This window comes from Streptomyces capillispiralis (assembly GCF_007829875.1).
GTDB classification, from domain to species: domain Bacteria; phylum Actinomycetota; class Actinomycetes; order Streptomycetales; family Streptomycetaceae; genus Streptomyces; species Streptomyces capillispiralis.
This window is the reverse complement of record NZ_VIWV01000003.1, coordinates 1-22,299: the sequence shown is the minus strand read 5'-3', so window position 1 is coordinate 22,299 and position 22,299 is coordinate 1. Positions and strand designations below refer to the sequence as shown.

24 protein-coding genes are annotated in these 22,299 nt (G+C 69.0%); 18 read left to right on the top strand and 6 right to left on the bottom strand.

Going from position 1 to position 22,299, the window contains the following annotated elements; translation table 11 throughout:
* Positions 1–39 precede the first annotated feature (39 nt).
* The 6 genes from FHX78_RS36315 to FHX78_RS38030 all read left to right on the top strand — a co-directional run bounded on the left by FHX78_RS36315 (position 40) and on the right by FHX78_RS38030 (position 6,667).
* Positions 40–600, top strand: coding sequence for a UTRA domain-containing protein (locus tag FHX78_RS36315; protein WP_145872452.1), 561 nt, complete (start codon positions 40–42; stop codon positions 598–600).
* A gap of 72 nt (positions 601–672) precedes the next feature.
* On the top strand, positions 673–1,002 hold the full coding sequence (locus FHX78_RS36310; protein WP_145872451.1) for a hypothetical protein: 330 nt from the start codon (positions 673–675) through the stop codon (positions 1,000–1,002).
* Between the two features lie 930 nt (positions 1,003–1,932).
* The gene (locus FHX78_RS36305; protein WP_229924243.1) at positions 1,933–4,563 is read left to right on the top strand and encodes a hypothetical protein; all 2,631 of its coding nucleotides are present in this window, start codon (positions 1,933–1,935) and stop codon (positions 4,561–4,563) included.
* Entirely contained in the window at positions 4,560–5,396 is an 837-nt protein-coding gene (locus FHX78_RS36300) for a DciA family protein (protein WP_145872450.1), read from the top strand. The genes FHX78_RS36305 and FHX78_RS36300 overlap by 4 nt, the downstream gene beginning before the upstream one ends.
* Before the next feature lie 111 nt (positions 5,397–5,507).
* The gene (locus FHX78_RS38035; protein ID WP_268257240.1) at positions 5,508–5,822 is read left to right on the top strand and encodes a protein kinase domain-containing protein; all 315 of its coding nucleotides are present in this window, start codon (positions 5,508–5,510) and stop codon (positions 5,820–5,822) included.
* The gene (locus FHX78_RS38030) at positions 5,816–6,667 is read left to right on the top strand and encodes a serine/threonine-protein kinase (protein ID WP_268257239.1); all 852 of its coding nucleotides are present in this window, start codon (positions 5,816–5,818) and stop codon (positions 6,665–6,667) included. Before FHX78_RS38035 ends, FHX78_RS38030 begins: the two co-directional genes overlap by 7 nt.
* Before the next feature lie 121 nt (positions 6,668–6,788).
* Here the strand turns inward: FHX78_RS38030 and FHX78_RS37870 are convergent, their stop codons facing one another.
* Positions 6,789–7,694 (bottom strand): DUF4231 domain-containing protein, encoded by a 906-nt coding sequence (locus FHX78_RS37870; RefSeq protein ID WP_229924242.1) that lies wholly within the window; start codon positions 7,692–7,694, stop codon positions 6,789–6,791.
* Between the two features lie 4 nt (positions 7,695–7,698).
* The gene (locus FHX78_RS36285; protein WP_145872485.1) at positions 7,699–8,259 is read right to left on the bottom strand and encodes a hypothetical protein; all 561 of its coding nucleotides are present in this window, start codon (positions 8,257–8,259) and stop codon (positions 7,699–7,701) included.
* Positions 8,260–8,516: 257 nt separating this feature from the next.
* On the opposite strand from FHX78_RS36285, the gene FHX78_RS36280 reads away from it, so the two are divergent.
* Complete coding sequence (locus tag FHX78_RS36280; RefSeq protein ID WP_145872449.1) at positions 8,517–10,049, top strand: hypothetical protein; 1,533 nt, start codon at positions 8,517–8,519, stop codon at positions 10,047–10,049.
* On the top strand, positions 10,046–10,243 hold the full coding sequence (locus FHX78_RS36275; RefSeq protein ID WP_145872448.1) for a hypothetical protein: 198 nt from the start codon (positions 10,046–10,048) through the stop codon (positions 10,241–10,243). The genes FHX78_RS36280 and FHX78_RS36275 overlap by 4 nt, the downstream gene beginning before the upstream one ends.
* A 40-nt stretch (positions 10,244–10,283) precedes the next feature.
* Here FHX78_RS36275 and FHX78_RS36270 read toward each other — a convergent pair whose 3' ends face one another.
* Positions 10,284–10,484: a hypothetical protein gene (locus tag FHX78_RS36270; protein ID WP_145872447.1), complete on the bottom strand. Its 201-nt coding sequence runs from the start codon at positions 10,482–10,484 to the stop codon at positions 10,284–10,286.
* Between FHX78_RS36270 and FHX78_RS36265 the strand changes: the two genes are divergently transcribed.
* The 5 genes from FHX78_RS36265 (at position 10,485) to FHX78_RS36245 (ending at position 13,420) form a co-directional block, all read left to right on the top strand.
* Entirely contained in the window at positions 10,485–10,610 is a 126-nt protein-coding gene (locus tag FHX78_RS36265) for a terminal protein (protein ID WP_229924238.1), read from the top strand.
* A gap of 345 nt (positions 10,611–10,955) precedes the next feature.
* Positions 10,956–11,396: a sigma-70 family RNA polymerase sigma factor gene (locus FHX78_RS36260; RefSeq protein WP_145872446.1), complete on the top strand. Its 441-nt coding sequence runs from the start codon at positions 10,956–10,958 to the stop codon at positions 11,394–11,396.
* A 376-nt stretch (positions 11,397–11,772) separates the two neighbouring features.
* Positions 11,773–12,375, top strand: coding sequence for a sigma-70 family RNA polymerase sigma factor (locus FHX78_RS36255; protein WP_145872445.1), 603 nt, complete (start codon positions 11,773–11,775; stop codon positions 12,373–12,375).
* Positions 12,372–13,040 carry a hypothetical protein gene (locus FHX78_RS36250; protein ID WP_145872444.1) on the top strand — a complete coding sequence of 223 codons (669 nt, stop codon included), beginning with the start codon at positions 12,372–12,374 and terminating at the stop codon, positions 13,038–13,040. Before FHX78_RS36255 ends, FHX78_RS36250 begins: the two co-directional genes overlap by 4 nt.
* Before the next feature lie 179 nt (positions 13,041–13,219).
* A complete protein-coding gene (locus tag FHX78_RS36245) occupies positions 13,220–13,420 on the top strand; it encodes a hypothetical protein (RefSeq protein ID WP_145872443.1) in 201 nt (66 codons plus the stop codon).
* A 69-nt stretch (positions 13,421–13,489) separates the two neighbouring features.
* Here FHX78_RS36245 and FHX78_RS36240 read toward each other — a convergent pair whose 3' ends face one another.
* On the bottom strand, positions 13,490–14,089 hold the full coding sequence (locus tag FHX78_RS36240; protein WP_145872442.1) for a hypothetical protein: 600 nt from the start codon (positions 14,087–14,089) through the stop codon (positions 13,490–13,492).
* 178 nt (positions 14,090–14,267) lie between these two features.
* Here FHX78_RS36240 and FHX78_RS36235 point away from each other — a divergent pair, with 178 nt between their 5' ends.
* On the top strand, positions 14,268–15,074 hold the full coding sequence (locus tag FHX78_RS36235) for a hypothetical protein (RefSeq protein ID WP_229924237.1): 807 nt from the start codon (positions 14,268–14,270) through the stop codon (positions 15,072–15,074).
* A gap of 434 nt (positions 15,075–15,508) precedes the next feature.
* Here the strand turns inward: FHX78_RS36235 and FHX78_RS36230 are convergent, their stop codons facing one another.
* Positions 15,509–15,706 carry a hypothetical protein gene (locus FHX78_RS36230; RefSeq protein ID WP_145872441.1) on the bottom strand — a complete coding sequence of 66 codons (198 nt, stop codon included), beginning with the start codon at positions 15,704–15,706 and terminating at the stop codon, positions 15,509–15,511.
* A gap of 245 nt (positions 15,707–15,951) precedes the next feature.
* Here FHX78_RS36230 and FHX78_RS37865 point away from each other — a divergent pair, with 245 nt between their 5' ends.
* On the top strand, positions 15,952–18,666 hold the full coding sequence (locus FHX78_RS37865; RefSeq protein ID WP_229924236.1) for a SpoIIE family protein phosphatase: 2,715 nt from the start codon (positions 15,952–15,954) through the stop codon (positions 18,664–18,666).
* Between the two features lie 80 nt (positions 18,667–18,746).
* Here FHX78_RS37865 and FHX78_RS36220 read toward each other — a convergent pair whose 3' ends face one another.
* The gene (locus FHX78_RS36220; RefSeq protein WP_145872440.1) at positions 18,747–19,235 is read right to left on the bottom strand and encodes a hypothetical protein; all 489 of its coding nucleotides are present in this window, start codon (positions 19,233–19,235) and stop codon (positions 18,747–18,749) included.
* Positions 19,236–19,295: 60 nt separating this feature from the next.
* On the opposite strand from FHX78_RS36220, the gene tpg reads away from it, so the two are divergent.
* The 3 genes from tpg (at position 19,296) to FHX78_RS36205 (ending at position 22,155) form a co-directional block, all read left to right on the top strand.
* Complete coding sequence (gene tpg, locus FHX78_RS36215) at positions 19,296–19,886, top strand: telomere-protecting terminal protein Tpg (protein WP_145872439.1); 591 nt, start codon at positions 19,296–19,298, stop codon at positions 19,884–19,886.
* A gap of 379 nt (positions 19,887–20,265) precedes the next feature.
* Complete coding sequence (locus FHX78_RS36210) at positions 20,266–21,468, top strand: IS110 family RNA-guided transposase (protein ID WP_145872438.1); 1,203 nt, start codon at positions 20,266–20,268, stop codon at positions 21,466–21,468.
* 66 nt (positions 21,469–21,534) lie between these two features.
* Positions 21,535–22,155: a hypothetical protein gene (locus FHX78_RS36205; RefSeq protein WP_145872437.1), complete on the top strand. Its 621-nt coding sequence runs from the start codon at positions 21,535–21,537 to the stop codon at positions 22,153–22,155.
* Positions 22,156–22,299 lie beyond the last annotated feature (144 nt).

Sequence of the window (22,299 nt, the reverse complement as noted above, 5' to 3'; positions counted from 1 at the left end):
ACCGAAGATCCTGAGCAACCAATAAGGAGCACGCACTACATGCCCAGCAACAGCATCGACAGCACCGGCACGATCTTGCGTGACGCGCGCACTCGCTACACCACCGGCCAGCGTGAGGAAGACGGGGCACATGGCGCCTTTGACGCCGAACTGCGCCGCACTGGCCGCACTCCTCGCACCGAGGTTTCCGTGAGCCGCGTCGCCGCGCCCGCCGACGTCGCCGAGCTCCTGGGCTCGAACGACGCGGTCGTGGTTCGCAGTCGGGAGATGTTCGACGGCGACCGCCTGGTCCAGCTCGCCAAGACCTACATCCCGGTCGACGTAGCCGAGGCTGCGGGCATCGAGCAGGTGGACACGGGCGTCGGCGGCATCATCAGCCGGATGAAGGAAGCTGGCTTTGACCAGGGCGACACGGCCGTCGAAGACGTCGAGCTCCGCCCCGCCACACAGGAAGAGGCTTCCCGCCTCGGACTGGCCGAGGGCGAGTCGGTCATGACCATCACCCACGTCGGCTTCACAGCTGAAGGCCGCGTTGTCGAGGTCACCCAGCACGTGCTGAGCAAGGGCTGGAAGCTTCGCTTCGCGGTCCCGCTGGCCTGACCCCCAGGCGCCCTGGCCGGATGGCCGGGGCGCCTGTTCGTATCCCCCTTCGAACACCAGGAGTTCACTTCCATGACCGCCGAGAGGCGCCTGACCAGCGAGGAACTGGTGCGGGAGCTCCGCACCGCCTTGGACGCTGACACCGGTTGGCTTCCCGCCCTCTGCGCGCCCAACGGCCCGGCCGGCCTCCCTGCCGATGCGGGACTCGAAGCAGTCGTGGAACGACTCCTGGCGTTCACCTCTGCCCCAGAGGTGCCGGCCGCCCTAACGCCGGTCCTCCAGCGCGCCGCAGACGCTGCGGACATGGCACTCGTGACCGAAGGTGCAGCCCACTACCACCACCTGGGCACGGCTTACGCCTACCTGACGCAGGCTCAAGGGCTCATCGGTCGGGACGGCTAATGAACAGCTTCCCGTGTGACGGGCAATTCACTTCGCGCTTCCCACCTGGCGGGCTCGGCATTCCGGGCACCTCGGACTCTGCGCGAATTCATCCCGCAAAACTGTCGGGTCGTAGGGCTAGGCTGTTCGCAGAGATGATCCATAACGACGAGAACCCCAGGGACCGTGCCTGGTCCACTGGGGCTTCTCGAACGGGGCTCAGCCTCGTTGGGCGACACACCTGGTTGGGAGGTGCTCGCGGGATGAAGGCTACCCGCCCGCGTGGAACTACACGCGCAGCTACGCCGTTCCTCCATCGCAATCACACCGTCCGAGCCGTGTGCGCGCATGCTGACGCCAGCCTCCGGATTCAGGGGGTTGGGATGACCTAACGGCCATCGGCCGCGCGCGCCAAGAGAAGTGGACTAGCCATCCCCTTCGGCCTCGCGCAGCCCGTCTACCGCCTGGATTCGCCACCAGAGCGGTCCGCTCAGATCCCGGCTGTCACCGGTTCTGAGCCGCGGCTTATCAAGCCGCTCATTTTCACCCGGCCCCTCATCAGGGCCAATGCAAAACCCGCGGGCCCCCGCCAAGGGGCTTCGCGGTTCGCTCCGAGGCCCGGCCAAGGGCTTTCGGAACACAGCACCAAGTCCATCGACGGAAAGGAGATCCGCCTCTGGCCTTCGTACTGCCACCCACCACACGAGCCATCGAGGTGAGCCCCGGCCAAGGGGCCCGTCTGCGTTGATCCATATGGAAGGTCGGTATCGCCATAGTGCACGAGCGTGAGTCGTCTTGTCAGGTCGACCACGATCAGGTCAGTACCCCCTCTGGGGGGATTGCCGCAGGTTGCGGTGTCCCGCCTGACGGAAATGTGACGTACATCACACCCCTTCACTGTCACACGGATGTCGCCGGTTCGGCGGCCCGCCTGACCTGGGGGGTGTCTCTGTGAGCGTGTTCGCGGCGGAGGCCGCGATGCTGCCGGAGTCCCTCTACGGCGCTGCGGTCGACGTTCCGGTCCTTCCCGGGCAGCGGAACGCGCTGCGATCGGTGCCGGCCTCCGGGCGGTCGGGTGACGACAGCCTGGAGGACCCGCTGCGCCTCGGTCGGAAGATGCGGCTGCGGCTGCTCGCCGCGGTCCAGGCGCTGCTGTCGGATCCGTCGATCGCCGGGTTGAAGGACGCGCCGAAGTTGGCAGCGGTGGTGCTGTACGCGAAGTCGCGGGCGCCGCAGGGCGAGAAGAACGACCTCCAGACGTCCATCTGGGGCTCGGAGCTTGGCCGGTGGATGGGCGTGAAGGAGTCGACCGTTCACCACAAGGTGCTGCCGGTGCTGCGTGGCTCGGGCGCGCTGCGGACCCGTGTGGTGAGGGACGCGAAGGGGCACCCGACCGGGCTGGACTGCCTGGTCATGCCGCTGTGGAACGCCCACCACGGCGGGGGAGCGGGGCACCCGCTGGCGCTGGACAAGGCGGAGCTGGCGACGCTGCTGCGCCTCATCGAGGCACTGTTCGGGCACGGCTGGACGCCGGAGAACCGGGAGGCGACGCCGCCGGGGCTGCTGGCCGGCCGTACGGGCAAGGGAGCGGCGACCGACCGGCTCGGGTTGCTGCTGATGGTGCTGAACACGCGGGCGTCGGGCTGGCTGCAGCTGTGCGGCGGCTCGGTCAAGAAGAAGGAGGGGCGCGGGGCGGCGACGCTGGCCCGGCTGCTCGGCTGCTCGCCGTCCGGGGCACGGAAGGTCCTGGCGCGGCTGACGGAGGCCGGTGTCGTGGCCCGGCAGCGCAAGTCGACGACGACGCGGATGAATGGCCGGGGCAAGGTCATGCTGCTGCCCGTGGCTCGTGCGTACGGCCGCACCGTGGCCTCTGTGGAGGCTGTTCAGAGCTCCGAGAGCGTGTTTTTGGCGCGTCCTGATGGTGCGTGCGGAGATCATGCTCCCGCTGATGTGGCTGGTGCCCTTGGTATGTCTGGGATCGGCGGTGCTGAGGGTGGTGAAAGTGCGGGAGATCAGGAGCGTCCCGATGGTGCAGAGCTCCACGCAGTCCACGCTTCTGTGGTTACTCCTGTAGTTCCTCCTCAGCTCTCTTATGGTTTTTCCGGCGAAGGCCGTGGGGGTGAAGGCCGTCGGCCGAAGCGCGTGTGCGTGCGCGAGGACCAGGCAGCCGACGGTGAGAGCGACGTTGCCGGGTCGGCGTCGCCGATGGCTGAGGGCGGCCCGCTTCGCGGGGAAAAGCCGAAGGAGTCCTCGGTCGATGAGCGGGGTGGGCAGCGTGCTGCCGGGGCTGTGGCCAATGGCCGGCTGAAGGCCGTGGGTGGTGGAAAGGCGCAGCAGCAGCGGAGGGTTGACCTTCCGGCTGATCTTGGTCTGCGGGTGGCTCTGGGGCCGGGTTCGGGCCTGTGGGATCGGCTGTCGGGCTGGCAGCAGGACCAGGTGGAGGCGGCCGCGAAGGCGGAGCTGGCACGCCTGGAGGGTCTGCTGGCGCTGCCGGGTGGCGCGCCGCGGCTGCTGGCCGACCGGCTCACCGACCGGCTGAAGGAGACCGGCGGCGAAGCCTTGGTCGACCGGCCGTACCCGTGGCTGATCCGGCGGGGCCTGGTGCAGCGTCAGGCGTGCACGGACCAGCGTTGCGATGACGGGATCCGGCTGGACACCGGCGGGGAGTGCGAGAACTGCGGCAACGTGGTCCACATCCGGCGTGCCCGGCGGGCGAAGATCGCGGCGGAGGTCGACCGGGAGCTGCCTGGCCTGAGTGAGGGCGAGCGCCGCCGGGTCCTCGAGGAGCGGCTGCGGGAGCAGGCGGCCATCGAGGCGGAGGACCTCGTGCGGCGTCGGGAGCAGGCCCGCGCGGAGCAGGCCCGCCGCGATGCCGCCCGGGCGGCTGCCCGGAAGCGGGCGGAGCGCGAACGTGAGGCCGCGACCGCCGCCGACGCGGTGCGCCAGGCCCTGCCGTGCGAGGACTGCGGGCAGGACCAGGCGGCCGGGCTGTGCGAGGCGTGCGACCACCGCCGTCAGACCGAGACCCTGATCGGTGAGGCCTGTCTCCTCGCGGCGGCCTGGTCCGCCGACCTGACCGACCCGGGCAACGTCGCGGCCGTCGTCGCCGAAGTCCGGACGGCCATCGGCAACAGCATCGCCACCGCATGGCAGGAGTTCCTGCAGATCACCGACGTCGCCATGCTGAAGGCCAATCCGCAGGCAGCTGCGGACGCGTACGCATTCGCCGCGTTCCAGACCGCACAGCAGGCCGTCCAGGAGTACCAGGACAACGCCCTGGCGATGCTGGGCCGGACCGAGGAGGCCGAAGCCGAGGCCCGGCGGGCGTTCAAGGCCGAGCAGCACCGCCCGTGGTTCCAGCACAACCCGAGCGGCGCGGACGCCATCGACGCCGCGACGAAGGCCGCCGACGCGGCCCGGGAGCGCGTCGCCGAGTACCTGCTGACGGCGCGGCTGGAGCAGCTGCGCGAGCAGGCGGCGGCCCGCACCGAGATGGCCGCGCCCGCGCCGTGGACGGACCGGCTCACCAGGCTCGCCGCGCGTTCGCTGGACGGCGGTACGGCCGGGGCGGTGATGGCGTGAGCACTGAGCTGAGCGGGGTCGACCTCGCGCGCCAGGCCCTGGTCGCGGCCCGAGAGGCGGCGAAGAAGAACGGCACACCCCGCAAGGAGAAGCCGAAGCGGCGTACCGGCACGGCTCTGCGCCGTGACGGCCGGGAGCCTCTCGGGCTCGGTGCGGCGATCGGCATGATGATGATAGAGCGCGGCATGGTCGCCCCGGCCGCCGGCGGCAGCGTCCTCGCCCAGTTCGACGACATCCTCGCCGCGGCCGCGCCCGAGCTCGCCGGGCACGTCCAGGCCGTTGGCTTCGACGCGGACACCGGCCGCCTGGACGTCGCTTCCGACGCTCCCGCGTACGGCACGAAGCTGCGCTGGATCGCACCGAAGCTGATCGCGGCGGCCAACGAGCGGGCGCGGGATGCGAACGTCCGCGCCCTGCACGTCCTGGCGCCCGCGCCCGTGAAGGCCGGCTCCGCCACGGCGGCCGCCGATCCGATCCCGCAGACGGCCCCGCCCGCCGGGCCGGTGCAGCGACGGACCCCGCCGGACGGCTACCGCCTGGCCGTCGAAGCGCACCGCCAGGCCGCGCGGCCGTCCCGGGTTGACCCGGACATCGCGGAAGCGGTGGAGCGGCAGACCGCCGCGATGCGGGAGCTGAGCCGTCGTGCGTTCCCGGAGCCGGACGTGGTTCCGGACGACGCGCCGGCCCCGATCGACGCGGCTCGCGCTCAGCGCCGCCGCCAGGCCGCGGCCACCGAGGCCGCCGCCCTGCGCCGGGCCCGGCAAGAGCGTGCGGCCCGGGAAGCCGGGACGCCGGCCGTCGGTCCGCCTCCTGCACTGCGGACCACGGCCTGACCCGAGAACGCGATCAGCACTTCCCTGGTGACAGGTGGTTGTCCCGGCGTAGCGTGACGGGTACACGCCTGGTACACCGTGCGTCGCGGTGCGTGCCGAGAAGGGGGAGTCGTGCAGGCAGGGACCGTGCTGGACGGCCGCTACCGGCTGATCGAACCGATCGGTGCGGGCGGGTTCGGGCAGGTCTGGCAGGCGCACGATCCCAAGGTCGACCGGCTGGTGGTGGTCAAGGTCCTCACCGGCGACGGCAGCGCGGACAGCAGCCGGCAGGCGGCCCGCTTCGCCCGCGAAGCCGCGGTCGCCGGCGGCCTGTCCCATCCGCACATCGTCACCGTCCACGACTTCGGCTCCGCGATGTACGACGGACGGTTACACGCCTACCTGGTGATGGAGTTGATTCGCGGCAAGCCCCTCAGCGTGTGCTGAAGGACGGCCGGCTGCCTCTGTCCGATGCCGTCCGCACGGCGGTCTGCATCGCCGATGCCCTGGGCACCGCGCACGGGGCAGGTCTGACCCACCGGGATATCAAGCCGTCCAACATCATCGTCCGCCCCAACGGCCAGGCGACGGTAGTCGACTTCGGCATCACCAAGGGCAGCGACGAACGGCATGACATCACCACCAGCGGCGTCCTGATCGGCACCCCGGCCTACATGGCACCCGAGTGCTTCAACGGCACGTTCGACCACCGCTCCGACCTGTACTCGCTCGGGTGCGTGCTCTACGAGATGCTCACCGGGCACCAGCCCTTCACCGGCACCTCCTGGCACCTGATCAACCAGCACCTCAACGAACAGCCGCCTCCCTTGATCAAACGACGGCTCTCCACCCCGCCTACACTGGTCAACCTTGTCGAACGGCTCCTGGCCAAGAACCCTGACGACCGCCCAGCCGAGGCCTTCCAGGTCATGCTGGCCCTCCGCGAGATCGACCGGCGGTACTTCGACCAGGGCCTGCCCAACCGTGGGCTGGACAGATACGTCCGCTCCGCCGTCAGCCCCCGCATCGCAGCCTTCGGTGCGGTCACGCACATTCTTCTGGCAGACCGGGCGCCGTGCCCGCTCTGCGCCCCCGAGCCTGGCGCGAGCGGCGCAGAAGGGTGTGAGTCCTGCCAGGGAACAGGCGAGGCTTCCGCAGAAACTTCTCATCGGATCCGGATCCCCCCGGGGGTAAAAGCAGGACAGCGACTACGCCTGAGAGGACTGGGTTGGCCGGGAAGGAACGGGGGCGAGGCGGGCGACCTCTTCGTCGTTGTACGGATCGAGGGATGACAACCCAAGCAGGCGGGGCATCGGGCCGCGAGGCGTCGGTCGTACGGCAGCCGGCATGAGGGACAGCGAGCAACCGCTACCGCACCGGCGGCGGCCGCCGCCGACGGTAGACGCTGCGTCGTCAGGCCGCAGGCGGCTGACTGGACGGGGCGGCCTGGTCGGCAGGCTGGTCCAGCTGCTGCTGGCGGCGCCGCTGCTCGTTGCGGTGGTCCTCGACGCGCTGGGTGAACAGCTTCAGCGCTTCGACTTCCCTGTCTTCGCCGAACTCGCTGTAGGGGCCGATGCCGAGGGTGACGGCGTTGGCCTCCTGCTCGATGGCGTCGGCGGTCTGCTGGAGGAAGTAGCTGCGCTCGCGGAACTTGTAGTAGCCGGTGAACATCGCGGCCACCGTGATAGCGAAGCTGATGGCGGTCAGGGCGACGCTCTGCCAGGTCAGCTCCTTGCCGGTGTCCAGGGCCGCGATCGTGGTCGTGGACGCAGAGCCGATCATGATGAGGGACTGCAGGCTGTTGTGGATCCGCCGGTACTTACGGCTGTCGGCCTGGTACTTCTCGATCGCGGTGGCAACTTCCTCACGGTAGAGGTCACGCCGGTCGTCCAGGGCGGGGCGCCGGTCGACCTTCTGCTGCCACAGCGACTCCTGTGCGGAGGTGAGCTGTGCCTCCAGGCGCTGGAGGGTGGGCAGGCCCCGCCCGGCGAAGTGCACGCCGACCAGCGCCAGCAGGGACATCAAGAGCAAGCTGCCGCAGATCAGATCGCCCAGGACGAACCGCGCCGAGTCGCCCGTGGTCAGCGCGGCGATGCCCGTGCCGATGATGGCTGTGAGTATGGACAGCCAGATGACGACCGCCCCTGCGCGCCAGATGCGGTCCAGCCGCCGGCGCCGGGCGAGTTTTTCCTGGGCGTCGATGACGAGGTTGGTGGTCACCACGTAGATCCGTTCGTCGGCGTCCCGCTGGCGGGCGAGGACCAGTTCGTTCGCGTCCCCGATCCGGCGGGGCGCGTCGTCGTCGAAGTCGCGGGCCACGGGATCAGCGTGCGAACGCTTCGGTCAGGCTGATGCGGTAGCCGTCCTCTTCCATCAGCACGACGGTGACGCCGAACGGGTCGGGGTGGTCCAACTCGATGGGGGTGAAGGAGAAGTTCACCGCGGCCTGGATCGGCGGCACCAGTTCGCCGCCGGGCTGCGGCGCGGGGGTCGGCCTCCAGTCGGGGGCGACCAAGGCCCAGCCCTCGGGGCTGCGGGACAGGAGCTGCTCGGTGTAGGGGAACTGGTGCAGCACGTGCCCGTCGCGTGTGGCGAGCACCATGTTCAGGCACGGCGCCGGGCCGACGATGGGCAGCTCGCAGGCGGTGGCGACGTCGTGGGTCTCCCACGCGAGGACGACCTCGTCCGCGCCGGCCGCCGCGGCGATGTTCGCGAGCTCCGCAATCCCGGCGAGCGCGTCTTGGCCGACCTTGAGCGGGCGGACCCAGATCAGCCCAACCAGCTCGCCGCGCACCGGCGGCACCATGAGCGGCCGCGGCACGACCCCCTCGCCCAGCGAGGCGGTGTACGTCTCCTTCGCGACGCCGACCAGCCCGTCCCACATCCGCGCGTCCACGGAAGCCCCCTTATCTCAGCTGTTCGTGATCGCAGCCGACCCTGCCACGCGGAGTGATGCGGTGTCAGGGCGATGATCGGCCAGCCCCTTCAAGCGGCGGATGCTGGGCTGGTGAAAGGGGAGCGCCGCCAGACAGCGGGGTGTGGCGTGAATCACAGCGGGTGTCGAGAAATTGAGTGCCGGATCAGCTCTTCCCCGCCGCAGGTAAGTGAACAGACTTACCCAAGCAACAAAGGAGGCCCGAGATGCCTGCGGTTTCAACGCCGGACTCGGCACCCGAGGATGCCGCTCAGCGTCCTGCTGCAGCACCGTCCGACGCAACAGGAGCGCTGCTCGTTCCCTCAGCGGAAGGATGCGGCTCGCCCGAAACCGTCGCGCTCGACGAGCCGGGCGACGCCGGTCTCGCAGCGCCGACGGACGGGCCCGACCTGGACATGGACGGGCCCGACGTGGACCACGGTGTCTTCCCGCCGCTTGACGATGCCGTCCTGAACTCCGCCAGTCTGGCTGATGTGATGGACACGGCTGCCTTCTGGTCCGGCGTCAGCGACTCCTTCCAGCCGCTGGTCGGTCTCAGCACGATGCTCAGCGAGTTCACCGAGCGGGCGAACTTCGGGCTCGCCCCGGCTCTCGCCGGCATCGAGCTGACAGTTCCCCGGCTTCCTGACATCGGAGAGATGGTCGGCCAGTCGCTGCTGGACGGACTGACGGCCCACAATGCCGCGCTGTCGGCGCTGGCTGGCGTGCAGCCCCAAATCCTCTCGCTGTCCGAGAGCGTGAACTCGGTACTGCCCTCCGTCGTGAACACCCTGGGGCTGCTGGACGGGCTCAACCCGGCCAGGGCGGTCTTGTCCGTAATCGAGCCGCAGGTCAACAGCATGGCGAGCGTGCTGGGATCGGCCGCCCGTCTGTCGTCGATGGCCGACGCCTTCCAGCCGCTGGTTGGTCTCGGTGAACTCGTTCGTCCGTTGCACTTCGGCCTGGCCCCGGTGTTCGAAGGTCTCCCGGCTCTGATTCCCCCGCTGCCCAGCCTGGCGAAGCTGGCAGGAACGCTCGCCCCGTGCTTCGCCATCCAGGTGGGAGTGCCGCGGATGATGCAGGAGGTCCTGCGCACCCTCCCGACGATGGCGGACCTCATCGGTGGCCATATGGCCGACCTCTTCGCCGGAGTCCGGTCTGTCGCCGACTGGGCGAAGCGGCTGAAGCCGTCCGTCCTTGCCGAGGCCCGCTACGCCTACGACGCGTACAGGAAGGGCGACACGGAGCCGATGAAGGACTTTCTGCGCCGCTGCCTGCGTCTGTGGCCGGTGCTGGAGGACCACTGTCAGGCCCTGGCTGTGGCGATGTTCGAGCGCGCATGGGAGCAGGAGGCCGACCTCACCGACGACCAGTCGGTGCGCAGGGTCCTGGTCCGGTACGCCCGCCAGGGCTGCGATTTCGAGCGCGATCACCAGATCCGCGGTGCCTCGATCGGTTACATCCCGGACGGTTGGGATCAGCCGGACACCGTGCCCGGACCGGAGGATCTGGTGATCCCTCGCCTTGTTTCCTGGGCCCAGCAGTTTGAGACAGCCGCCGTGCGATACGTGGCCAAACAGCTCAACGAGCAGGAACAGGCCGTGGTCCGTGTCTGGTCGGAGAACCACCCCATGACGTGGCCCAAGGCGTCGGATCTGGTGCAGCAGGATGAGGCGCAAGGAGAGCGGGCCCGACGCAAACTGAACCGCCTCGGCAAGGAATGGCGCAGGCGCGAGAACAACCGTCAGGAGCTTCCGTGAGCGCACTCTCCGACCGATCGCAGGAGCCGCTGATGACGGTGCGTGCCGCGGTCATCCTGATGCTGGGTACGCAGATCGCCGTGGCCGCCGGCGTGCTGACCGTGCTGGCAGGGAACGCATGGGCTGTCGCGGTACTGGCCGCCGGGGGCGCCTTCGCTGGCACCGTGGCCTTCGCCCGGTCCGTGATCGGCTGAACCGGCCCGGGCGAACAGGACGCCCGGGCCGACGCCGTGGTCACAGCGACATGCGCAGGTCGTCGCGGCGGGCGGTGACCAGGCCTCGCCATCGCCGCCGCGTGTGCTGGGCGCCGTCGATCCAGCGTGTCGGTGAGGCTTCCTCGAGGGGCAGGTCGGCCATGAAGGCGACGATGTCGCTGTAGTAGGCGAAGTCTCCGCCGCGGGTGTTCTCGCGCAGCCGGGCGATCGTCGTGGCCACGTGGTCCTGGTCGTTGCGGACGACGTGGTGGAGGTCGCGGAGATGTACTTCCGCGCGGGCAACACCCGCGCAGCCGGCCTGGGCGTGGAGTTCACCGACGTGGAGCACATCGAGATCCAGCTGTAGGTCCGGCCATCACAAGCGCCTCGTCCCCGGCATTGAAGCTGCCGGGGACGAGGCGCTTCACATTCCCGCGAGGAGCGCGTGAGGCCTCGGCTCCCGAGGCGACCTCAAGCCCGGCGCTCCTGCTGTAACCGTCTGTAATCTATTTCATTGCATCTCATCGCGATGCAATGAAATGCAATGGATTAATTTGGAGCGCATTGGAGCCTGCGTTTTCCTGCGTTTCTCGCAGGAGGTGAGACCTTTCCTGCGTTTCTCGCAGGAGGGGAGACCGGCGAATGCCGCTTCGCTGCTTGATGGTGACCGGTATCACATCCACGCCTGTGAGCTGCGGATTTTCCGGTCTGGATGCAGCAGGCCGACCTCGAACAGCAGACGCAGGCGATCTTGCGCAGCCACATCATCCAACGCCTCCAAAAGGACACCGGTAATCCCGGGGTCGGCTTCCTCGAGTACATCCGCAGTCAGCTTGAGATCGACAGCAGTAACAACGACCTGTACAAGGCGATCCTCGAGTTGCCTGAGCAACAGTTCACTGTCATCGTCCTGCACTACCTACTCGGCTACCGTACTGACGAGATCGCCCGCTACTTGGGCATGCACCCGAACTCCGTTCGCTACCGCATCCGCAGGAGCCAACTACGCCTTTGCGTCTCTCTCGTGCCGACCGCCCCTGCCCAGGCGGAAAAGGAAGAGCGCGGCTCCGCCGCGCCCGCCCCGGCACCTTTCAGCGAGGGCTCGCAGGCACCGGGATGTCAGCGGCGACACACTCATCACTCGAACGGGTGACGGCAGATCGGTTGTGAGCGCAGACGGCCGCCTGGGGCGGCTTGCGCTTCACGAGATGTCCACGCAGTGCCGAGCCCAGTGTGAGCTATGCCACGAGTCTGACGATTTTTGAAATGAGAACTTTCGTACCTGAGTGAGTTGTCGCAGCTCACGGCCCATCCTCGAACATGCGAGCCAATCTCGTAATCACGTTCCGTTTATGGAGAAAATCGCAGAGTCACGATTTCCGAGGGTCGTATGAGTTTCCGAACCCGAAAAACGCCAGGGTGGTGCGTGAGAGCCCCACCCAACGGGGCGCTCACGCGGGTGAGTTGGCCCGCGTCCGATCCCGCCGGCCTCAACGGAGAGGACCGGTGTTCACCGCCTGGAGGACTGCATGGGCAACGGCGACGTCACCACTGACGCATCGCCTCAGGACGGCGGCCACGGCCAGCCCGTCCAGGCCCCGCCCGATCTGCCCCTCGACTTCGAGGGCTTCTACCTGGGGCACCAGGAGTTCTTCCACGACTTCGCGGAGATCCACCTCGGCAGCCGTCGCACCGCCGAACAGGTGGTCCACCAGGTGTTCCTGGAGATTCTCGGAGGCTGGAACGAGCTGCTGCAGCAGGGCGACCTCGAACAGCAGACGCTCGCCGTACTGCACCGCGGCGTCACCCGCCGCCTCGAAGAGGACGGACGCCCGCCGGCGTTCCTCATCAACGGCCCGATAGCGCAGAACCTCGAGGCGGTCCGCAGCCAGCTGGAGCTCAACAGCAGTGCCGGCGGCCTGTACGAGGCGATCCTGGAGCTGCCCACCCGCCAGTTCACCGTGATCGTCCTGCGCCACCTGCTCGGCTACCCCACCAAGCGGATCGCCCGCTACATGGGCCTGGACACCCGCACCGTCGACTACCACGGTCGCAAGGGCAAGGAACGCCTGCGCATCCGCCTTGACCTGCCGGCGGCTCCCGCCAAGAACAAGAAGGGGACAGGACAGTGACCGCCATCGACGAACTTCTGGCCGACGCCCGCATCCCCACCGCACCGCGTGACGGCTTCGATGTCGGCGCTGCTCTGCGCCGCCTCGCCGCCGACGCGGCCGCCGTCGCGGCCAAGCCGCACCCGGACACCGTCCGCGCCACCCAGGCAGGGCAGCGGCTGTCCGTGGTGTGCCGCTGGATCCTCAACAAGCCCGACGCCGCCGACCACGTGGACCGCCTCGCCCAGGAACCCGACGCGGTGACCGTGGACCAGTTGGACGTCGACGGAGCCCTCGTCTTCGCGTGCCTGCTCCACCTGACCGACCACCGAGAGAGCGCCCAGTTCTGGTGGCAGCTCGCCGCCGGGGCCGGCCACCGCGCCGCCGCGTACTGCCTGCACCTGCACCACCTCGCCCTGGGCGAGTCCCGCGAGGCGCGGCACTGGCTGCACGTGGTCACCGACGACGTCCTCGACTCCGAGGCCCCTGACGGCACCTTCCTCGACACGCTGGAGGCCGTCGCGATGTACGTACGCAGGACCGGCACCAGCCTCGCCAACGCCCCCACCGGGGGACTCGAGATGGAGGTGGACCGCCTGGCCACCGCGAAGGACGACTCCTGCATCATCGTCCAGCGCCCCGACCAGCGCCTCGCTGACCTACTGCATGACTTCACCCGCCGCTGAGCATTCGTACGGTTCCAGCCGAACCATGACGCCAAGGCGACATTCGATTCAGGCGGCCGTCGATAGACTTCCGGAACGCGCAAAAGGAGCCCCTACGTCCCAACAGGTTCCCTAGGCCTCTGAGTTGGGAGGGCTCCTTGCGCGGTGTTCCAGCACGCCTGTAACGAGAGGAACTCCGTATGGACGAGAGTAACGCGAAAGACCAGCCCAAGCACCCGTTCCGCTGGGTCAGGCGACGCACCGGCATCGTGCGCCGCCTGCGGAAATGGATCAGTCAACAGGGACAGAACATCCCGCGCGAATTCCTGCAGGGTGTCGCCTACAAGCTGGGCAGCGGCGCTGTGACGCTGCTGATCCTGTGGTGGGAGACCCGCCGCTGATCTCGCTGCGGGCCCGCACTCACCTGCGGGCCCGCAGCCCCGGCACCGTGGGCAGCCAGGGGCCGGCCATCATTCCGCCGGGACGCCGCGCCGCCGGGCCCACCAGGACAGGCGCGGTGCGGTAGCCGCGCGGACGGCCTGCCCGAACGCTTCCAGTGCAGCCTTCAGTTGCGCCGTGTTCTCCACGTCCCCGCAAGCGCCCAGCAGCTGCTCGGTGGTGGCGGCGACGGCCGGGTCGGGGTAGCGCATCAGCGGGGCCGCCGCGGCGGCAGCCCGGGCGAGTGGCTCCCGCACGGCGGCCACGGTCTGCTTGGTCGCCCGTCGGTCCCAGCTCAGCAGTTCCGCCGCCTGCCCGAGACCCACCAGGCCGCTCAAGTTGTCGGTGCCGCCGGCGATCCGGGCCCGGGCGGCGCCCCCCGCGAAGGCGAGGACGGCCAGCAGGAACGACCGTGCCCGTTCAGCCGGGCCTTCCCACAGCAGGCGGTTGGCGGCGGCCGCGCCCTGCAGTTCCGCCACCGCCACCATCATCGCGTCGGCCTGCACCCGCAGGGCACCGATCTCGGCCTGCTGCTCCTGGCGGTTGCGGGAGCGGTTGGTCAGCCACGTCGCGAGGACGGCGATGAACGCCCCCGAAACGATCGTGCTCGCCAACTCGATCAACTTGTCCATCCGCGCAGGCTGACCGTGCACCTGCCCCCGGGTGCGGCTCGTTGCGCATCTGATGCACAACCCGTACGCGCCCGTTGCCGCAGGTGGGCGCCCGGACGACGCGAGGCATGCCCTGCCTGCTGCACTGGCAGCGGAGCCGCTGGGCCCCGCTGTCGGCCTCTGTCGGTAGCGTCAGAACATGAACCACCTCACAGACCTGACCGTCGACCAATGGGCGGTCGCTGTCGCCGTCGTTGCTGCTGTCATCGCCGTCTGGCAGGCCACTATTGCCCGCCGATCAGCCGCCCAGCAACTGGCCCTCGCGGAACGCATCCACCGGGAGCAGAACGAGCCGTACGTCATCGTCGACATCCAGCCGGAACGCAACGACGGTTCGCTCCTGCTGGTCATCGAGAATGCCGGTCCAACCGTCGCCCGCAACGTCCGTATCTCCTGCGACCCACCTTTGGAGTCAAGTTGGACTCCTGTGGGGGACGAACCGGATCTGACCCAGGTCATCCAGCAGGTGCTGGCCCGGACCATCCCGATGCTGCCGCCGCACCGCCGCCTCACTTTCCTCCTGGACAGCCGTGAGAGGTTCAAGAACACCGAGCTACCCCGCGTGTACACCTTCACGGTGAACGCGGACGGTCCTGCTGGTGCAGTGGAGACGTTGGAGTTCACCGTCGACCTTGACGCCGTGGCATGGGCATTGCTGGAGGACCGGCCCACCAAGCAACTGGAGACCAAGCTGGGGAAGATCGAGAAAGCGGTTCTCGCACTGCGTCCGGGTGAGCCGTCGTCCCCTACAGGGACGCTTCCCGGGCGACTGGGGCAGCAACGACCGGGCTCTGTTCAGTCGGGCGCTGCTCGGCCCAGCCGGGCCGGTGCGGTCGTAAACGCGCCGGCGGATGACGTCCGGCAGCCGGCGGGAACTGGCGGCCGGGATGAAGAACAGCCCGACCATGCCCAAGCCGGTGATCACCACGCTCAGCAGGCCGATTGACACCGACGGATCGGCAACCGATACCACCCGCGACACACCCACGCCACGACGGTGAAGACGAGCGTCGCAGCGATCCGCGGCCGCTGTAGCGGGGAACTTCTCCCTCGCCACCATGCTGGTCCACCACGCCCATCCGGCCGCCAGCAGAACACGACGGCGGCCGGGGGCAGCAGTACCTGCGGCACCCACCGGGCGACGTCTCCGTCGTCCAGCCGCTGCCCCGTCAGAAAGCCGACCAGCACCAGCCATACCAGGTACAGCGGCACCTGGATCGCGCTCACCACCCGCATCGCGACCCTCAGCGCCCGTAACGTGTCTCGCTCGCCCATCGCTTGCACCCTCCGGTCGGTCTGACCACGGGGAACGTACTGACCCCGCTCCAGCGCCGCCGGGGCGCCCTCACTCAGAGGAGTGGGCCACCTTCTGTTGTCGGGCTACCGGCCGAGGAAGGTGAGGATGGCAAGACACAGGGTCAGGGCTGCAGCAAAGGCGACACCGCTGCGCGAAAGGGCCGCCGGAATGGCGGCTCCCTCCCAACGGGCAAGGCCGAAGGCGATCACTGCGGCAACCGTGGCGAACAAGACGGCCACCGCCAGGATGAGAAGCAGGACCGCCGTGGAGCCGTAGTTCACGAGTGCACCGCCCTTGATGAGGTTTCACCGGGAAGGAATTCCGATGATCCTGAGTAAAACCCGCTGGTGAGCAGGTTGAATGTTCTCCAGCGACAACAGGGGGTTGTCCGGTGAACAACTGAGCGGGAGGGCGCGTGGGCGGCAAGGGGAAGCGACCGGGCCGGCCATGGGCACCACCAAGAGGCTCGTGTGCTGAGATCAACCAGTTGGTTGAGCAGGTGCGGTCCTGGCTGGACGATGCCTCAATGTCGGTGAGGCAGCTCCACCAGTGTCTTACGCCGGACCACTTCACGGCCGGAGAGGTGCCCGAGCTACGCCGACTGCGTGATCTGTTGTCCGGTGAAGCACTGACGTGGGACCTGGTCGAAGCGGTGGCTGACGTCTGTTTCCCCAACGAACCGGTCGACCGCGCCGGGCAACGTCTGCAGATGGCACGAGACTTATGGGAGAAGGCCCGTGCCAGTCCGACGCCGCTTGCGGAGGGCAGGCAAGAGCTGGCACTCGCTCATGAATTGCTGGCGGCTAAGGACCGCACCATTGAGGTGTATCAGGAACTCCAGGTCGTCCGGCAGGCCTACGAGGCCAGCGAACGCAGTCGCGCCCAGGCACTTCAGATCGCCACGCTTCTGTTCGCCATGCTCGGCCAAGCTCAGGCCAAGGCGGTGGAACTGAAACGCCGGGTTGACGCCCTACAGGTGCTGCCGCCAAAGGACCCGGAGACGCACACAGCACTGGAGCTACGCCTGTCCCGCGCGCAGCGGCAACAGATCGACCTGCGCCAGCAGCTGGCACGTGCCGAGCAGGAGAGAGACACCGCCCAGCAGGTGGCCGACCATGCCGCGCGCCGTATGCATATCTTGGAAGCCGAACTCGCTGAGCTGCGCGAGTGGGCGGGATATGCGGATCACGACCTCGCGCAGGAGCTGACCCCGCCGGTTCCTCAGCCCGGCATGCAAGCGATCTCTGACGATGACGCGGCTCTCGACGACGTCGATCTTGCCTTGGAGAAGGCACGTGCCGTGCTTGATGAGGAGCACAATGCCGTTCAGCAAGCTGCGCACGACATGGGATATCGCGCGTCTCCGTCCTCGGATTCTGCCAGTGTCACCATCAAGGTGGTGCCGGCCCAGGCTCAGCACATAGCCACTCAGCAGTCCCTTCCTGGGGCAGATGAAGAGTCCTCTGTGTTGTCCCGAACAACCCGGGACAACCAGCTGACCAGCCCCGACGCCACTATTGCTGTCGATGCATCGCGCCTGTCGGCTGATCGTTTGCGCTACATAGGTGCCGCGACTAGGCGCATCGCCCGGGGCCTCGATCTCGACGAGATCGTGATGGGGCTGTGCCGGGCGACCGTGCCCACTTTCTCCGACGCGATCCTGGTCTATCTGCGCGACCCGTTGCCCGTCGGTGACGAGCGGCCCACCGGCCCGCTGGTGCTTCGGCTGAGCCGCACCGACCATAGACCGGGGGAGGGCGAAGCTGACCAGGGGTTCATGCCGCTGGTGCAACTGGAGTCCACGGAACTGGACGTGGTTGTCACTCAGTTGTGCGAGGTTCGGCCGGGTAGCGGGCTCGCCGAGGTGCTGCGCGGCGTGCGCCCGGTCTTCACCGACCCGCCCGCAGCACGGGCGGCCCTGACCGAGTTGCTCGGGATGGAGGCTGTGTGCTGCGTCCCACCCGGAAAGCGTGCGATCCTCGCGCCGCTGCGCGGGCGGCGCCGAGTGATCGGCACCGCGCTGTTCCTGCGCGACCCCGAGCGGCGCGCATTCGAGGAGGACGACCTGCTGGTGGCGGCGCAGCTCGCCACGCACAGCGCACTGGGCATCGATAAGACAGCGTTGGACGGGCGCGAGGCTTTTATCGCTGACGAGTTGCAGCGCAGAATGCTCCCGGAGACCCTGCCCCGCTGCACCGGTGTGCGGTTGGCCTCCCGTTATCTGCCTGCGGCGGAAACAGCCCGGGTCGGCGGTGACTGGTACGACGCGATCCCGCTGCCCGGTAGCCGGGTTGCCTTAGTCGTCGGTGATGTCATGGGCCACTCCATGACGTCGGCAGCCCTTATGGGCCAACTCCGCACTACCGCACAGACCCTCGCGGGCCTGGACCTGCCGCCGCAGGAGGTGCTGCATGCCCTCGATGAGCAAGCCCAGCGACTGGGCACTGACTACATAGCGACCTGCCTGTACGCGGTCTACGATCCGGTATCGCACCGCATCACCATCGCCAACGCCGGTCATCCGCCGCCGTTCCTGCTCCACCTGGGCGGCCGCGCCGAGGTGCTGCGGGTGCCCTCCGGCGCCCCGATCGGGGTCGGCGGTGTCGACTTCGAGGTCGTGGAGCTGGACGCGCCCGTTGGTGCGACGCTGCTGCTCTACACCGACGGTCTCGTGGAGTCGCGCATGCGCGATGTTTGGACCGGCATCGAGCAGCTGCGGGAGAAGATCGGCACGGTCGCGCAGCTCACTGGGCCGGACCATCCGCCGCCCCTGGAAGCGCTGTGCGACGAGGTGCTCGACATGCTCGGCCCGGGCGACCGGGACGACGACATCGCGCTGCTCGCCGCCCGCTTCGACGGGATCGCGCCCAGCGATGTGGCGTACTGGTTCCTGGAGCCGGAGGACGCCGCCCCGGGCCGGGCCCGCCGGCTGGCCCGGCGTGCGTTGCAGCGCTGGGGCATGGAGGCACTCACGGACTCCGTGGAGCTGCTGGTCAGCGAGGTCGTGACCAACGCGGTGCGGTATGCCTCTCGGCCGGTCACCATGCGGCTGCTTCGCACAGACGTGCTGCGCTGTGAAATCGGCGACGATGTGCCGCAACTACCTCGGCTGCGGCAGATCAATGTCACCGGCGAGGGCGGCCGCGGACTGCACGTAGTGAATCGGCTGGCCCGACGCTGGGGCGCGACGCGACTGAGCACGGGCAAGGTGGTCTGGTTTGAACTCGATATCGGCCGGTGAGGTAGGGCCGCCAAGACCAGGCCGCTGTCCGGCAGGCTCAGTCGCCCAGGGTCCGGCACGCGCGGCCGCGCCGGCCGCGTCTAGCCGCCGACCGGGGCCTGGGGCATCGCCCCCCACCCCGTCGTCCCCCGCGCCCTGCCAAAGTCCGCCGCCGTCCGACGGGCCGATTCGGCTCTGCACCGCTTGACGCTGGTCAGGGTCCCGCCGATCCGTGATGGCGGGATCGGGTTCGTCGGATGGTCGGCGAAGTGCTGCTGGACTTCCTCGTACGCGGTGGCGTCGTCCAGCTCGGTGATCCGGCTCAGTACCGCCCGGGCCCCGGGCGCCAGCGAGGCGACCATCTGGAACAGCAGCTGGTCCGTCCAGCCGTCGGCGAGATCGTCGTCGGCGAGGTCCTGCAGGCCGGGGCGCGGTTCCGCGGCCGGGGCGTGCGGCCAGGCGACCGGGACGTCCGGCCTCAGCCCGTACGCGCCCTGGACCGCGGCGATCGCCTGCTCGTGGGTGTCCGTCCTGGTGTCGATGGTCAGCCGCACGACGCCCCCTCCCATGATGATGTGCTCGCCGCCCATCCTTCCCGGCGGTCGGCGGCCGCTGTCCACAGGGGAGGGGCCCGACGCTGCCGGGTATGGATGATCAGCACACCAACCCGGTGTCCGCCATGCTCCCGGCGCAAGCTCTTCGACAACCTCGAACGGGCCGAACGAGCTCTGTTCACCCGCCCCGCGCCGAAATCCGCGCGAGCCCAGGTGAAATTCCTTCTCACGCGCGCGAAGGGCTCCACGACGGCCGTAGCCGAGCGCTTGGGCGTCTCCCGCCGCACCGTGGAGCGCTACCGCTCGGGGGCCGCCACGAAGCCGCAGAAGCGCCTCCAGGAGGCACCGGTGCAGGAGACCGAAGCGCAGTGGCAACCGCAGGTCAGGGCACAGGCGAGGCAGCGGGCGGCCACGTCTGGAGGGCTCGTCATCTCCTGCCAGGCCTACTTCGGATTCGGCCCGGAGGGGAGCTCGGATGCGGGCCGGATGAGGGACGTGATGAACGCTGTCTCGCCTGCATACGCCGACCTGATCCTGGCCGCGCGGGAGAGTAGAGCGACGGACGATGACGCGCACGAGCTGGTTGCGGAGGCCATCGCCGACGCCTATTTCCGCAAGGAGGGCGGCGGGCGCGCGGGCCTGCACGTCGAATTCAAGGACATAGAACGGCTCGATATCTCGTTTTAGCCGCCGGAATTCGTGGCTGCTATAAACCTGTCTATGACTGCCGTGCCCACCGTGCGGCAGCCGGCTTCCCCAACACTGTTCTCGCGACGAATGGGAGGCTCGTGTGAGCACCCCCGCCCCGTTATGTTCTTTGCGGTCCTGCAAGAGGGCCGCTGGCCTCCGGGCCCGGCATGGCTGTTGCCCCCTGTCGATGGGATGACCTGGGGGGTGGTGTCACCGGGTCCGAGGGGTGCCGTCGGAGACGCTGATCAGAGGTCCGACCACCGTCCGGCCGGGCGCAATGCCCGGCCGCTCGCGGGCGGCAGGTCTGCATAACGTGGATGCGCGAGAACGGCTCCCGACCCTGGGGCCGGCACGCTGCGAGACCTGTGGGGGCACGGTGATCAGTATCGACGGGGTGGGCGTCTTCCTGGGCCTGGACGTCGGCAAGCAGACGCATCACGGCCACGGCCTGACTCCGGCCGGGAAGACGGTGTTCGACAAGCCGCTGCCGAACAGCGAAACGAAGTTGCGGGCCGTCTTCGACAAGCTCACGGCCAAGTTCGGCACCGTCCTGGTGGTCGTGGACCAGCCCGCCTCCATCGGCGCCCTCCCGCTGACCGTCGCCCGGGACGCCGGCTGCCAGGTCGCCTACCTGCCCGGACTGGCGATGCGACGGATCGCCGACCTCTACCCCGGCGAGGCCAAGACCGACGCGAAGGACGCCGTGGTCATCGCGGACGCCGCCCGCACCATGCCCCACACCCTGCGCACCCTCGACCTGGCCGATGAGGTCACCGCGGAACTGACCATGCTGGTCGGCTTCGACCAGGACCTCGCCGGCGAGGCCAACCGCACCTCCAACCGCATCCGCGGCCTGCTCACCCAGTTCCACCCCAGCCTCGAACGGGTCCTCGGGCCGCGTCTGGACCACCCGGCAGTGACCTGGCTCCTCGAGCGCTACGGATCCCCGCAAGCACTCCGCAAAGCGGGCCGCCGAAAGCTGGTCGAAGTCGTCCGCCCCAGGGCACCACGCATGGCCGAGCGGCTGGTCGACGACATCTTCACCGCGCTCGACGAGCAGACCGTCACCGTCCCGGGCACCAGCACCCTCGACGTCATCGTCCCCTCACTGGCAAAGTCGCTGGCCGCCGTTCACGAGCAACGCCGGGCCCTGGAAACCAGGATCGAGGCACTGCTGGAGGCCCACCCTCTTTCCCCGGTCCTGACCTCGATGCCCGGCATCGGCGTCAGGACCGCCGCAGTCCTCCTGACCACCGTCGGCGACGGCAGCTCGTTCCCGAGCGCCGGCCACCTGGCCTCCTACGCCGGCCTCGCCCCGGCCACGAAGCAGTCCGGCACCTCGATCCACGGCGAACACGCCCCCAGAGGCGGCAACCGGCAGCTGAAACGGGCGATGTTCCTCTCCGCGTTCGCAGCCCTCCACGACCCCGCCTCCCGGACCTACTACGACCGCTGCCGAGCCCGCGGCAAAACCCACACCCAGGCCCTCCTCCGACTCGCCCGCCACCGCATCAGCGTCCTGTTCGCCATGCTCCGCGACGGAACCTTCTACGAGCCGAGGACCCCTCGCACCGCTTGACGAAGGACATAGAGGCACCCCCCCCGATCCCACCGGCGGCCGCGCGTCCCCGTCCGCCGCGCGGCCGTGCCCCGCGAGCCGATCGACCAAGCGAAGATCGGCCACCGCTCGGTCCGCCGACGCGCCCGCGGCATGACCCACCCGGAGGCGGCGGCCGCCCTCGAGGAAGCCGAGCTGCAACAGCACCTGGACCGTGACCGCGAGGACCTGGCCGGCGATGAGCGCGGGCCGGCAGAAGTCGCGGAGTGGACGCGCATCGTGCAGCTGCTCGCCGAATCCGGCGGCACGTACGACCCTGACACCGACGCCGTCGTCCAGGACGAGCTCGCCGCCGACGCCGAACGCGAACGCGTGATGCAGCTGGAGGACGACAAGCGCCGCCAGGAGGAGGAAGCCGAAGCCGCCCTCGCTGCTGCGCACCCTGGCCCGCACGGGCCTCCACGAGCGGGCCGCCATCGCCCGGCTGCCCGTCTCCGACCCCGCGGCCGCGCTCGCCCTCAACACCCTGCTCGCCCGCGCCTACGACGGAGCTGGCCAGCGCCCGGGGACCGCGTCATGACGGGCGACCCGGACACGGTCGTCGCCGTGTGGGTGACGCCGACCTGGTGCGGCACCCGGTACGAGACGCTCACCGCTGACGGCCAGGTCACCCAGCTCGTGGAGGGCCTGTCGCGGGCCGGCCAATGACCCCGGCCTGACCCACCCGATGGGACCCAGCGGCGCCGTACGAACCTGGGTCCCTGGGTCCTGGGTCCGGCGTTCTGCCAGGTGGCCACACGCACCTGGGTCCTGGGTCCTGTTTTCCCAGGTCGTCGTGACCATCTGTGTCAC

What these genes read in the sequence shown, in the direction of transcription:
- FHX78_RS36235 (WP_229924237.1), top strand. Translation starts at nt 14,268, where the DNA reads ATGAACCACCTCACAGACCTGACCGTCGACCAATGGGCGGTCGCTGTC.
- FHX78_RS36310 (WP_145872451.1), top strand. Translation starts at nt 673, where the DNA reads ATGACCGCCGAGAGGCGCCTGACCAGCGAGGAACTGGTGCGGGAGCTC.
- FHX78_RS37865 (WP_229924236.1), top strand. Translation starts at nt 15,952, where the DNA reads ATGTCGGTGAGGCAGCTCCACCAGTGTCTTACGCCGGACCACTTCACG.
- FHX78_RS36255 (WP_145872445.1), top strand. Translation starts at nt 11,773, where the DNA reads ATGGGCAACGGCGACGTCACCACTGACGCATCGCCTCAGGACGGCGGC.
- FHX78_RS36280 (WP_145872449.1), top strand. Translation starts at nt 8,517, where the DNA reads ATGCCTGCGGTTTCAACGCCGGACTCGGCACCCGAGGATGCCGCTCAG.
- FHX78_RS36285 (WP_145872485.1), bottom strand. Translation starts at nt 8,259, where the DNA reads ATGTGGGACGGGCTGGTCGGCGTCGCGAAGGAGACGTACACCGCCTCG.
- FHX78_RS36240 (WP_145872442.1), bottom strand. Translation starts at nt 14,089, where the DNA reads ATGGACAAGTTGATCGAGTTGGCGAGCACGATCGTTTCGGGGGCGTTC.
- FHX78_RS36245 (WP_145872443.1), top strand. Translation starts at nt 13,220, where the DNA reads ATGGACGAGAGTAACGCGAAAGACCAGCCCAAGCACCCGTTCCGCTGG.
- FHX78_RS36260 (WP_145872446.1), top strand. Translation starts at nt 10,956, where the DNA reads ATGCAGCAGGCCGACCTCGAACAGCAGACGCAGGCGATCTTGCGCAGC.
- FHX78_RS36220 (WP_145872440.1), bottom strand. Translation starts at nt 19,235, where the DNA reads ATGGGCGGCGAGCACATCATCATGGGAGGGGGCGTCGTGCGGCTGACC.
- FHX78_RS36315 (WP_145872452.1), top strand. Translation starts at nt 40, where the DNA reads ATGCCCAGCAACAGCATCGACAGCACCGGCACGATCTTGCGTGACGCG.
- tpg (WP_145872439.1), top strand. Translation starts at nt 19,296, where the DNA reads ATGATCAGCACACCAACCCGGTGTCCGCCATGCTCCCGGCGCAAGCTC.